Genomic DNA, 12,186 nt, shown 5'->3' with positions numbered 1-12,186 from the left:
CGCCTTCCAGCAGGTCGCGTATAAACTCGACCCAAAGGAAGGAAAGCATAGATGTTCAAGGTACCGCACCAGGTGTACACGGCAGAGTTCAAGGAAGCCGCCGTGCAACGAGTCAAGGAGGGGCAAGGCCTGAGCGCCGTATCCCGGGAATTGGGTATGTCGACGCAGACTCTGCGCAACTGGCTGAAGGCCTCGGAGGCCGGCAAGCTCAACGGTCCGGGGGCGAAAGTCGTTACGGCGGAGCAAATGGAGCTCTCGCGGCTGCGAGCGGAGAACAAGCGCTTGCAGATGGAGCTGGAAATCGCAAAAAAAGCGGCGGTAGGTTCAATGAGTCGCTGCAACAGCCTCGCGTAGTTTATCGGCCGGAGACCTGAAGCCCAATGTTTTTCTGGGCCTTTCATTGAGCCGTGCTGCAATTTTGTTCAGGTCCGCCTGCGAGTAGTGATCAAGTTGCGTACCGTGGGGCAAGTACTGACGCAGGAGTCGGTTCGTGTTTTCGTTGGTACCGCGTTGCCAAGGACTTCGTGGATCGCAGAAGTAGACCTTCACATCCGTGGCGATCGTGAAGTCTTTATGGTTCGCCAGCTCCATGTCGCGGTCCCAGGTGAGTGACTTGCGTAGATGCTGCGGCAACCGCTTAACCTCGCGCTTCAGGCCGGCCACAACACTCACCGTGTCCTTTCCCTTTACCTTGACGATGATGGTGAACCTCGAACGCCGCTCGACCAAAGTGGCGACATGGGTATTGCTGGCGCCACTGACGAGATCTCCTTCCCAGTGGCCAGGCACCGCACGGTCGGCTACTTCAGGTGGTCGCTCGTGAATCGAAACCGCGTCCGCAATCTTATTGCGAGCACCCTTCGTGCTAGAGAAGCGCGAGTGACGCATCTTCCGTTGGGTCCGCAGGTGATATTGCAGCTCCTTCTTCAAAACACCGCGCGCTTGCACAAACAGGCTGCGATAGATCGTCTCGTGAGACACGCGCATCGCTTCATCATTAGCATATCGATTCTTAAGCCAACCGCTCACTTGTTCTGGAGACCATTCGCGGCGCAGCTTACGCTCGACTGCATAGCGTAAGCGCCGGTTCTGCTTCAGAATGCAGTGTTTGGGGCGCAGAGCAGTCTGCAAGGCTCGCTCATCCGCTTCCAGAGCTCGATAGTGGCCTGTTCCGCCGTTACGCGCAATCTCTCGGGAAATCGTGGAAGGCGCGCGGTTCAGCTGATGGGCTATCGCTCGAATTGAAAGCCCAGCGGAGACACCACGCGAGATCTCTTCACGTTCACTCAAGGTCAATGCGCGCAACGATCGCTTGCGAGGAACGGGAGTGTATCCACCACATAGTCGGATCACGCCGTAGATCGAGCCTGCAGGCTTGCCTGGAGCCTTTCCGATACCAAGAAACGATTCACCTGCCCGCCACCGCCGCCAAACCTCTGACTTGCCTTCTGGCGGCAACCCTGGCCGTCCCATTTGCGCCATTCGCCAACCCTCCCTCATTCGATATTAATAGGAAGGTGTTGCAACGATCCATTGAACCTACCATCGGCTTTTTCACAAAGTCCCCAGGCTGCTCGACGGACAGGCCGTAGCCCCAGAAGACTTGCCACGTCATCCGGCTGATCAATGGATTGGGGCTGATGCGGTAGCACGATGGAGGCCAGCCAGCCCGATTCGGCGAACGTCACGAGGCTGCCTTCCCTTGGCACGTTGCCCGTGAAGTCGCGCACGAGACGAAAGAACGCCGTGTCGCTCAGGGTATTGGTGAAGGACGCCCATTTTGAATCCGCGATATGGTCGGCGAACGTCGACGGGCGACCGAATTCCGGCCTGCTGCTGGCGATCCTTTCCCACAGCGTCCAGGCGCCGCCGTTGGTCTTGCCGTTACGGACGGGGGCACGATCCATGTCGCCCGTGCTGGACGCCTCGGTCATCGAACCCAGCGTAACGATAATGGCGTCGTTCTCGTTCACTCTCATTTTTCCGGAGCGTCCCTCCCGCTCGTATTCGATGCATTCCACGCATTTGCTGCGTCCATCTCGCAAAAGCCAAGATCGGTCACGCGGGTATTCAGTTCAAACCGCACGCCGTGCTGGTCGAGCCATTTGTGCAGCGGGCGCACCATCGAGTCGTACTGGTTGTAGACAGTGCGCATGATTCCCTGCAACTGGTTGAACCCGCCGATCATGTGCGCAAAAATGCAGCAGATATCGTCTGAAATCGATCGCGCTATGCCAGGGCTGGAAGGCGAAGGTTGTGCACCACATGAACCAGAAGTTGGTCTGGAAGAATGAACTGTCGAGCTGCTCCGGAACCGTAATCTTATGACCGCGCACGTCAGCGTCCCGGACCAGAAATGCGGCTGCTGCAAGCGAAGCGATACCCCCACCAATGAGCTAAAAATGGCCGGCGCGGCGGCGAATGTGACTTATGCCGGCAGTGTGCGTTTCATTCGGGGTTATGGCTGTGCTCTGCGTGTCGGTAGTCATGGCGAGGAAGCGCGGCGCATAGACGCGCTACGCGGATTGAGCAGAGCCGGCTGCTGGCCCGGCTGCGGACGTATTCCTTGCGCGCGCGTCGCCTGCCGCGTTGCGATGATCGCTGGTTGAGCTGAGGGCCATCTTCGGCCGTCTGAGACCGATTCCACTTTACGCAGCGCGGCTTTGTCGCAGCTTGATACAGATCAATTGGGCGGGGCCGATGCTCTTCTATTCTGGATTCTAGGTAGTGGTCTCGGCGCGGCGCCATCGCGGTCGCAGACTGGGATCCCAATCGCAGGTTGAACCTGAAGTGCTGCCGCACGCAAAACAGAAATCCGGAGAAAAGACATGGATCAACCGCACGGACTGTCGGCCACGACACAGGCTCAACCTTCTGGCGCTTCAAAACCCGGGTCACAAGCTGCTTCGCAAGCCAATACCAGGCGGCTTAGCCTGCCTCTTCTAACGGGTGTTGTTATCGCGTCGATGATCGGTGGCGGAGCATTCAATCTGCCGCAGAACATGGCGCAAGGTGCGGGACTGGCCGCCGTCGTCATCGCGTGGATCATTACCCTCGTCGGGATGTTCTTTTTGTCGAACACCTTTCGCACGCTGGCCGACAAGCGGCCAGACCTGAAGGCCGGCATCTATTCGTACGCGAAGGAGGGCTTCGGCTCGCTAGCGGGCTTCGAGATGGCCTGGGGATACTGGCTATCGGCAGCGTTCGGCAACGTCGCGTTCGCCGTGCTGTTTATGCAGACCGTTGGCTATTTTTTCCCGATCTTCAAGAGCGGCAATAACTGGCCATCGATCATCGGTGCCTCGCTGCTGATCTGGGTGATGAATTTCGTCGTGCTGTCCGGGGTGAAAAGGGCGGCGATCCTGAACGTAGTTTCCAGTGTGCTGAACATCGGCACCATTGTGATTGCGTTGTGCGCAATGACGGTGGCAATCAGGGGTGGGATGTTCTCCTATGATTTCTGGGGGCAGCAGGAGCATCTGGGCAGCATGCTCGGACAGGTCAAGAGCACGATGCTCGTTACGCTCTGGGTGTTCATCGGCATCGAGGGCGCCGTTGTGGTATCGGATCGCGCAAGCAAGGCATCGCAGGTGGGCGTTGCAACGTTTCTGGGTCTGGTCGTCTGCACGGTGCTGTACTTCCTGCTTTCCGCGTTGCCTTTTGGCGTGATGCATCAGGCGCAGCTCGCCGGGCTCGCGTCGCCCTCGGCCGCGTACGTGCTGAAAGCGGCCGTCGGCGATTGGGGCGCGGTGTTTATTTCTGTGGCTCTCATGCTTTCCCTGCTGAGTTGCTGGCTTGCGTGGACGATCTTGGTTGCGGAATTGCCCTTCGAAGGCGCGAAAGACGGCGTATTTCCGAAATTTCTGGCGCGTGAAAACCGTCATCATGCTGCGGCGCCGTCTCTCTGGGTTTCGAGCATTACGATGCAACTGGCGGTCTTCGTGGTGCTTTTTGCCCACGACGCATGGAGCTGGCTGATCTCTATCACGGGCGTCATGATCCTGCCGCCTTACCTAGCCAGTACGGCTTTCCTGTGGCGATATGCGTCGCAATCGAAGTATGAGACGAGTTCCGGAGAAACCGCCCGTGAGTCCATCTGGACCGGCGTGCTCGGAACAGTTTATGCCGTATGGCTGCTTTACGCCGCCGGCCCCCAGTTTGTCCTGATGTCGACCATCCTCTTCTCGCTCGGGTTTCCCGTGTTCTGGTGGGCACGCAAGGAGCATGCGCCCAGTGAGCCGGTCTTTACCCGCCGCGAGGCTGTCATCGCAGTCATCCTCGTGATCTTGGCGGTCGTCGCGCTCGTGCTGTTCGCGCGCGGAACAGTCAAGGTCAGTTAGCCGGTTCAGCTTAGCCGCTGATAACCCGTTGGATCACGATATTTCACCAGGAATCATGATGTTATACGACCAGATGTTTGGTTTCCTGTTCTGTTGCGCGATGCCATTGCCGCCAACACTTCCCTCGTCGAGGCTGCAACGCATCGTCGACGAACTCGGCCGGCTAGGCTACGGCACAACGATTACAGCCGAGACCGCGGAGGCCAGCTCCGCGATTCGCAGCGACGCATCGGTGGGTTGTATCGTCGTCGAATGGTCGCTAACCGAACCGGAGAACGAGGTCGAAGCGTTTGTACGGTTCGTGCGCGAGCGTGGCCTAGACGTTCCGGTGTTCATTCTGGTGGAGCGCCACCTGCTCCAGGAAATTCCGGTGGCGGTGCTGGGTCATGTGACGGGTTATATATTCATCGAGGAAGACACGCCGGAATTCGTCGCCCGCAATCTGGTGAGTCATCTGCACAGCTATGCCGATTCGTTAAAGACACCTTTCTTCGGTGCCATGGTCGACTACGCGGAGCAGGCCAACCAGATGTGGACCTGCCCAGGTCACAACGGCGGGGTGTTCTACCAGAAGAGCCCGATTGGTCGCGCGTTCGTCAAGCATTTAGGCGAGGCCGTATTCCGCAATGACCTGGATAATTCAGTCATCGAACTGGGCGATCTGCTCGTGCACGAAGGCCCGGCACTGGCCGCACAAAAGGCCGCCGCGCGGATCTTCGGCGCGGAGCGGACGTATTTCGTGCTCAACGGCACGTCAACCTCGAACAAGATCGCCTTGACCGCGCTGGTTGCGCCGGGCGACCTCGTGCTGTTCGACCGCAATAACCACAAGGCGGCTCATCATGGCGCGCTGCTGCTCGGCGGCGGCCTACCGGTTTATCTTCCCACCGTGCGCAATGTGCACGGGATGATCGGCCCGATTGATTTCGAGACGCTCGACGAGACGCGCATTCGTGACAGCATCCGGCGCAACCCCCTGATCAAGGACCCGCAAGCCTGGCAGCGGAAGCGGCCGTTCCGGGTTGCGATCATCGAGCAATGCACCTACGACGGCACGATCTACGACGTGCAGATGCTCGTCGAAAAGCTCGGTCCGCTGTGCGAGTACATCATGTTCGACGAAGCATGGGCCGGCTTCATGAAATTCCATCCACTGTTCAAGGGACACTTCGCGATGGGTCTCGAAGCTCTGGGAGCGGATGCACCTGGCATTATCGCAGCACAGTCGACGCACAAGCAGCTGGCGGGTTTTTCGCAGGCCTCCCAGATCCATGTGAAGGATGCGCATCTCGATGGGCAACGCAGGCAGGTCAGTCACCGGCGTTTCAACGAGATGTTCATGCAGCATTCGTCGACCTCACCGTTCTATCCGCTGTTCGCCTCGCTTGATGTCGGCGCGCAAATGATGCGTGGCCGCTCCGGAGAGGTTTTGTGGGATGACACGATCAAGCTCGGTATCGAGATGCGCAAGAAGATCCGCGCCTTGCGTCGCGAATATGAAGCGACGGAAACGGACGTGGCGCGACAATGGTTTTTTGATCCGTTCGTACCGGATGTGGTCCAGGGACAAGACAGGATTGAACGCTGGGAGGACATTCCGACCGACGAACTCGCCGCCAGCACGCGTTACTGGGAACTGGCTCCCGGGCAGAAATGGCATGGCTATGGGGCACTCGCCCCGGGCTACGTGATGACCGACCCCAACAAGCTGACGCTGCTGACACCGGGCTTTAACCGCGAGACGGGTGAATACGCGGAGCATGGCATTCCGGCGGCGGTACTGGCCGAGTTTCTTCGGGAAGTGCGGATCGTCCCGGAGAAGAATGACCTGAACAGCATCCTTTTCCTGCTGACGCCGGGGCTCGAATCGTCGAAGGCCGGCACACTGCTGTCGGCACTGGTTCGCTTCAAGCAGTTACACGACGACAACGCGTTGCTCGAGGACGTCATTCCCTCATTTGTGGCAGCGCATCGTGCGCGCTATGCAGGCGTCGGCTTGCGGCGGTTGTGTGCGCAGATGCATGACTTTTATCGGGAGCGAAACGTCAGCCGCCTTCAGCGGGAACAGTTTCGCGCGGCGCATTTTCCTGAAGCAGCGATGCCCCCGCAGCAAGCGATGCATGAACTCGTGCGCAACAACGTCGAGTTGTTGCCGATCGATCAGATCCGCGGCCGCATCGCGGCCACCCTCGCATTGGTCTATCCACCCGGCATCGGGGTCATCGTACCCGGTGAAAGATATGACGAGCGGGCGTTGCCGATGCTGGATTATTTCCGCATGTTCGAGGACGGCGGCAACCGTTTTCCGGGTTTTGAAAACGAGATTCAGGGCATTTATCGGAAGACCGAAAGCGATGGAAGCATGCGACTCTACACCTACGTCGTGACCGAATAACCCATTTCCGGAGAAGCAACCATGACGCTAGGCGTCCACTCGGAGGCCGGCAGACTACGCACCGTCATGGTGTGTGCTCCCGGTCTCGCGCACCGCCGTCTCACGCCCGCCAATTGCGGCGCCTTATTGTTCGACGATGTCATCTGGGTCGACAAGGCAATCGAGGACCATCAGACGTTCACCCGCCTGCTGCGCGAACGGGGCATCGAGGTGCTTGAATTTCATCATCTGCTGGCCGAAGTCTGTCTGAACACAACCGCACGCGACTGGATTCTCAACCGGCGCATCGTCGAGGAGGAAGTGGGGACGGGTATGCTGCGCGAGTTACGGCTGTGGCTCGAGGACATGCCCGCGCAGCAACTCGCTGACGTGTTGATCGGCGGTGTGGCAAAAGCTGAACTGCCATTCGATGCACGGGGGTTGTTCGGCGGCTATCTGGAGCGCTCGGAGTTCGTAATCCAGCCGCTCGTCAACCTGATGTTCCAGCGTGATCCGAGCGCCTGGATCTATGGCGGCGTGACCTTGCATCCCATGTTCTGGCCGGCCCGACGTAAGGAAACCCTGCTGCTCGCGGCGGTGTATGCGTTTCATCCCCGCTTTGCGGGAAAGGTCAGAACGTGGTGGGGTGGCCCCGATACAAACTTCGGGGTCGAGACGCTCGAAGGCGGAGATGTGATGCCGATCGGCAATGGCGTCGTACTGATCGGCATGGGCGAACGCTCGAGTCCCCAGGCGGTGACCCAGGTGGCGCGAGCCCTGTTTGCCGGTAACGGCGCGAGGCGGGTGATTGCCTGCCAGCTTCCGAAAGCGAGATCGTCGATGCATCTCGATACGGTGTTCTCGTTTCTCGATGTCGATTTTGTGAGCGTTTATCCGGACGTGGCTGACGATATCCGGTGTACCAGTCTTTATCCGGGAGATGACCTCGGCCAGATTCGCTATGAACGCCATGAGGATAAGTTTCTCGCCGTCGTGTCCGGAGCACTGGGCGTCGGCTCGCTGCGTGTGCTGACTACGGGGGGCGACACCTACGAGACCGAACGGGAACAATGGGACGACGGCAACAACGTGCTGGCGCTCGACCGGCGGGTCGTCCTTGCATACGACCGCAATACCTACACCAACCGCAAGATGCGCCAGGCAGGCGTCGAGGTCATCGAAATTCCCGGCGGCGAGCTCGGCCGGGGCCGGGGCGGCAGCCATTGCCTGAGTTGTCCGATCGAACGGGATGCGATTCCCATCTAACGTTCGCCCGCCATCCAATACTAACGGACCTGATCATGTTCAACGTACACAACCGCAGCTACCTCACGCTGATCGAATATACGCCTCGCCAGATTCGCTACCTGCTCGACCTGTCCCGCGATCTGAAGCGCGCCAAGTATGCCGGAACCGAAACGCCCCGCCTGAACGGCAAGAATATCGCGCTGATCTTTGAGAAGACCTCGACGCGCACGCGTTGTGCATTCGAAGTGGCGGCGCACGACCAGGGCGCCCATGTCACCTATATCGACCCGAACGGCTCGCAGATCGGCCACAAGGAATCGATGAAGGACACCGCCCGGGTGCTGGGCCGCATGTATGACGCGATCGAATATCGTGGATTCGGTCAGGAGATCGTCGAAGAGCTTGCGAAGTATGCCGGCGTGCCTGTCTACAACGGCTTGACTGACGAGTTCCACCCGACGCAGATGCTGGCCGACGTGCTAACGATGCACGAGTTCAGCGACAGGCCGATCCACGACATCGCCTATTGCTACATAGGCGACGCGCACAACAATACTGGCAATTCGCTGATGATTGTGGGCGCCAAGCTCGGCATGGATGTCCGCCTGTGTGCTCCGCGCTGCCTGTGGCCGCACGATGAACTGATCGAACAGTGCCGGGCAATCGCGGCCACGACGGGCGCGCGCCTGACGTTGACCGAAAAGCCGGAGGAGGCCGTGAAAGGCGTCGACTTCATCTATACCGACGTATGGGTATCGATGGGCGAGCCGTTCGAGAAGTGGGGCGCGCGGATCGAGGAGCTTTTGCCGTACCGGGTGAATGCCGCACTGCTGGCTGCAAGTGGTAATCCGCGGGTGAAGTTCATGCATTGCCTGCCGGCGTTTCATGACTCGAACACCCACGTCGGCAAGCAGATTGCTGACCAATATGGGCTCCCGAACGGCGTCGAGGTGACCGACGACGTGTTCGAATCCGACGCTTCGATCGTCTTCGAGCAGGCGGAGAACCGCCTTCATACGATCAAGGCGATTCTGGTCGCTACGCTCACCGGCTAACGTCAAAAGGACACGCTCGATGCGAATCGTCATAGCGCTCGGCGGCAATGCGCTACTCAGGCGCGGTGAGCCGGTCAGTGCCGAGGCCCAGCAGCGTAACGTCCGGCTGGCGGCCGCCCAGCTGGCGAAGGCCGCGACAGGAAACGATCTGGCGATCGTCCACGGTAACGGGCCACAGGTCGGATTGCTGGCCTCGCAAGCCGAAAGTGCGCCACAGGCCGCCCGCTTTGCGCTCGATATGCTTGACGCCGAGACGGAGGGCATGATCGGCTATATGCTCGAACTGGAGTTGCGCAATCTGCTTTCCGAGGAGCGGGCGTGCGCCACGCTGCTCACGATGGTCGAGGTAAATCTGCAAGACCCCGCATTCGATCACCCGGACAAGCCGATCGGTGCTGTATTTACCGAAGAGGCTGCGGCAGAGGCTGCCCGCGACAAGGGCTGGACGATGGCACCCGATGGTCCGGCATACCGGCGCGTCGTGGCGAGTCCGAAGCCGGTCCGCTTCGTGGAGATCCAATCGGTAGGCTGGTTGCTGGAACGTGGCGCCATTGTGATTTGCGCAGGGGGCGGCGGCATCCCCGTTGTCGCAGAGCAGGACGGCCGCCGCGGGGTGGAGGCTGTGGTCGACAAGGATCGCAGCGCCGCACTGCTGGCGCGGGAAATCGAGGCGGACCTCTTCGTGATCGCGACGGACGTTAGTAGCGTGTACGTCGATTGGGGCACGACGGCTTCACGGCCGATACGGCGAGCCAGTCCGGACGCGCTCGATGCGCTGGGTTTTGCGGCGGGATCGATGGGGCCGAAGGTCGAGGCGGCATGCGACTTCGCCAGACGCACGGGGCACCGTGCAGTGATCGGCGCGCTTGCCGATATCGATCGCCTGATCGCCGGAACCGCCGGCACGACCATTACCTGCGATCAGATCGGAATCGTCAAGGGCGAGCCAGACGGGTAGTCGCCGCTGTTGCGCCGGATGTTGCTTCATCCAGTTATGCTTGCGATACCGCCGATGTGGCAGTTAGACGAAAACGTCAAAGAACAGACTCCCCATGAAAGATGAACCGTCAAAGCCGGCGCGTTATCGACCGTCGATCTTCGCCTCACCGTTTCAGAAGGATGGCGATGGGACTGCGGTGGAACTGCTCTCCGTCGCCGAGCAGGACGCCCTGGTCGACGTATCGCGGCTTGTCAGTGTCCGGCGCCACACGGTACTTTATCCGGAAGGCGGAGAGGCTCGGTTTGTCTATAACATCGTCAGCGGTGTCGCCCAGACCTATCAGCTTCTTGCCAACGGCGAAAGGCGGATCACCGCGTTTCTTTTTCCGCGCGATGTAATGGGGCTCAGCATGAACGGAGCCTATGTGGCGACTGCGCAGTCGCTGACGCCGTTGGTTGCGTACCGGATTCCGGTTGACGCGCTCGAGGCGATTCTCGAGCGCGATCCGCATCTCGACATTGGCCTGCTTTGCAAGCTGTGTCACGAACTGCGGCGCTCACAGCATCACACGATCACCGTATCGAAAAATGACGCTCCGGCTAGGCTTGCAAGCTTTCTGCTCTGGATCCAGCGCGCCTATGCCGACCCGGGACGGATCGAGGGCGAGGTGACACTGCCGATGGCACGGCACGATATCGCGGATTATGTTGCTTTATCGGTTGAGTCGGTCAGTCGTGCCTTGCGTTTTCTTGAAACGCAGGGTGTGATCCGACGCAAGGGAACGCGTTTGATAGAAGTACTCGACCCGGCGAAGCTTCGCAAACTGGCAGCTCAGGAATAGGGGTGTCGCTGTTCCGGCACTTTCATCTCATCTGTGAGCGTCCTCAGGAACCCCAGCGCGGTCAGAACGAAGTTGCCAGCATAGCCAGGGCGATGACCAGCATGACGATCGTTGCAAGCCATCCCAGCATACGCAGCCAGCCGCGGGCGACGAAACGCCCCATGATGTCCACGCGCGCCACGATCAGCATCATGACGAACATGACCGGTACGGCGACAATGCCGTTGATCACTGCGCTCCAGTAGAGCGCCTTGATCGGGTTGATCGAGGTGAAGTTGACGATCATGCCGATCAGGGTAGCAATGGCGATCGTCGCATAGAAGGCCTTGGCTTCCTGCACCTTGCGGGTGAACCCGACCGGCCAGTCACGCGCTTCACCGATTGCATAGGCGGCTGAACCGGCCAGCACGGGGACGGATAACAGTCCGGTCCCGACGATCCCGGTCGTAAAGAAGAGTGACGCGAACGAACCTGCAATGGGGCGTAAAGCTTGCGCTGCCTGCGACGAGGTTTGAATGTCGGTGATGCCGTGAGCGTTGAGAGTGGCCGCGGTGGTAGCCAGAATGGCAAGCGCCACCAGGTTGGAGAGTCCCATGCCGGTCATCGTATCGATCTCGATGCGATGTAACGCGGCCGTTCCTTGTTCCGGGGCGTCAAACAGGTCCTGGCGCCGCGGGTGGGCCCGCATGTCTTCAACCTCCTCTTCGGATTGCCAGAAGAAAAGATAAGGGCTGATGGTTGTCCCGAACACAGCCACGACGGCGGTCAGATACGTGGACGTCCAGCTTAGATGAGGGATAAAGAAATGGCTGGCGAGATGAATCCAATCGACGTGGGCCACCGCCAGTACGGCGAAATACGCGAAAAGCGACAGAGTGAACCATTTCAGTACCGCGACGTATCGGGTGTACTGCAGCAGCAACTGCATGCAGACGCAGATCACTGAGAAAAACAGCACATACAGCCATTTTGGTCCGGGCAGCAGAAGCGCCATCGCGTCGGCCATGGCGCCGAGGTCGGCGCCCAGATTGATGACGTTGGCGATCAGCAGGAGCACGACCACCCATTGCAGCAGCCAGTTCGGATAATGTCGCCGCAGCACGCCGGCAATGCCGTGCCCCGTGGTGCGGCCGATTCGGGCACTGATCATCTGGATCGCGACCATCAGCGGATAGCTGAACAGCAGGGTCCACGAGAGTCCATAACCGAACGCGGCACCGACCTGACTATAGGTGGCGATGCCACTCGGATCGTCGTCGGAGGCGCCAGTGATGAGCCCAGGACCTAAAACGCCCAGAAGTCGTGGTTTGGATGGGCCGACGACCGGATCGGCGGCATTGGGATCAGTCTCTCGAGACACGTTGTCCATGGGGGCGCGCAGGGTCAGA

The 12,186-nt window shown here is 59.7% G+C and carries 8 protein-coding genes and 3 pseudogenes; 7 read left to right on the top strand and 4 right to left on the bottom strand.

The window, feature by feature from the left end; translation table 11 throughout:
* Positions 1–51: 51 nt before the first annotated feature.
* A pseudogene (locus BXE_RS40210) lies at positions 52–315 on the top strand (transposase); the annotation flags it as partial.
* Between the two features lie 9 nt (positions 316–324).
* Here BXE_RS40210 and BXE_RS45045 read toward each other — a convergent pair.
* From BXE_RS45045 to BXE_RS48390, 3 genes and pseudogenes are all read right to left on the bottom strand, one after another.
* Positions 325–1,482, bottom strand: coding sequence for an IS30 family transposase (locus BXE_RS45045; protein WP_011493891.1), 1,158 nt, complete (start codon positions 1,480–1,482; stop codon positions 325–327).
* A gap of 61 nt (positions 1,483–1,543) precedes the next feature.
* Positions 1,544–2,297 (bottom strand): annotated as a pseudogene (locus BXE_RS48395) (oleate hydratase); the annotation flags it as partial.
* A 30-nt stretch (positions 2,298–2,327) separates the two neighbouring features.
* Positions 2,328–2,393: pseudogene (locus tag BXE_RS48390) on the bottom strand (oleate hydratase); the annotation flags it as partial.
* Positions 2,394–2,828: 435 nt separating this feature from the next.
* Here BXE_RS48390 and BXE_RS40195 point away from each other — a divergent pair.
* The 6 genes from BXE_RS40195 to BXE_RS40170 all read left to right on the top strand — a co-directional run bounded on the left by BXE_RS40195 (position 2,829) and on the right by BXE_RS40170 (position 10,798).
* Positions 2,829–4,340, top strand: coding sequence for a basic amino acid/polyamine antiporter (locus BXE_RS40195; RefSeq protein ID WP_011493890.1), 1,512 nt, complete (start codon positions 2,829–2,831; stop codon positions 4,338–4,340).
* Between the two features lie 55 nt (positions 4,341–4,395).
* Positions 4,396–6,735 (top strand): ornithine decarboxylase, encoded by a 2,340-nt coding sequence (gene speC / locus BXE_RS40190; protein ID WP_199577101.1) that lies wholly within the window; start codon positions 4,396–4,398, stop codon positions 6,733–6,735.
* Between the two features lie 21 nt (positions 6,736–6,756).
* Positions 6,757–7,980 (top strand): arginine deiminase, encoded by a 1,224-nt coding sequence (locus tag BXE_RS40185; protein ID WP_011493888.1) that lies wholly within the window; start codon positions 6,757–6,759, stop codon positions 7,978–7,980.
* A 32-nt stretch (positions 7,981–8,012) separates the two neighbouring features.
* Positions 8,013–9,017 (top strand): ornithine carbamoyltransferase, encoded by a 1,005-nt coding sequence (locus BXE_RS40180; RefSeq protein ID WP_040123684.1) that lies wholly within the window; start codon positions 8,013–8,015, stop codon positions 9,015–9,017.
* A 19-nt stretch (positions 9,018–9,036) separates the two neighbouring features.
* A complete protein-coding gene (locus tag BXE_RS40175; RefSeq protein WP_011493886.1) occupies positions 9,037–9,975 on the top strand; it encodes a carbamate kinase in 939 nt (312 codons plus the stop codon).
* Positions 9,976–10,069: 94 nt separating this feature from the next.
* Positions 10,070–10,798, top strand: a complete 729-nt coding sequence (locus BXE_RS40170; RefSeq protein ID WP_011493885.1) for a Crp/Fnr family transcriptional regulator — start codon at positions 10,070–10,072, stop codon at positions 10,796–10,798.
* A gap of 61 nt (positions 10,799–10,859) precedes the next feature.
* Here the strand turns inward: BXE_RS40170 and BXE_RS40165 are convergent, their stop codons facing one another.
* A complete protein-coding gene (locus BXE_RS40165) occupies positions 10,860–12,167 on the bottom strand; it encodes an NRAMP family divalent metal transporter (protein ID WP_011493884.1) in 1,308 nt (435 codons plus the stop codon).
* Positions 12,168–12,186: the final 19 nt, after the last annotated feature.

Source organism: Paraburkholderia xenovorans LB400 (assembly GCF_000013645.1).
In the GTDB taxonomy this organism is placed as follows: Bacteria; Pseudomonadota; Gammaproteobacteria; order Burkholderiales; family Burkholderiaceae; genus Paraburkholderia; species Paraburkholderia xenovorans.
The sequence above is the reverse complement of the archived record's forward strand: the minus strand, read 5'-3'. Positions and strand labels throughout refer to the sequence as shown.

Bases quoted from the DNA above. Each gene is read 5' to 3' on its own strand.
- BXE_RS40165 (WP_011493884.1), bottom strand. From the start codon at position 12,167: ATGGACAACGTGTCTCGAGAGACTGATCCCAATGCCGCCGATCCGGTC.
- BXE_RS40175 (WP_011493886.1), top strand. From the start codon at position 9,037: ATGCGAATCGTCATAGCGCTCGGCGGCAATGCGCTACTCAGGCGCGGT.
- BXE_RS45045 (WP_011493891.1), bottom strand. From the start codon at position 1,482: ATGGCGCAAATGGGACGGCCAGGGTTGCCGCCAGAAGGCAAGTCAGAG.
- BXE_RS40185 (WP_011493888.1), top strand. From the start codon at position 6,757: ATGACGCTAGGCGTCCACTCGGAGGCCGGCAGACTACGCACCGTCATG.
- BXE_RS40195 (WP_011493890.1), top strand. From the start codon at position 2,829: ATGGATCAACCGCACGGACTGTCGGCCACGACACAGGCTCAACCTTCT.
- BXE_RS40170 (WP_011493885.1), top strand. From the start codon at position 10,070: ATGAAAGATGAACCGTCAAAGCCGGCGCGTTATCGACCGTCGATCTTC.
- speC (WP_199577101.1), top strand. From the start codon at position 4,396: ATGATGTTATACGACCAGATGTTTGGTTTCCTGTTCTGTTGCGCGATG.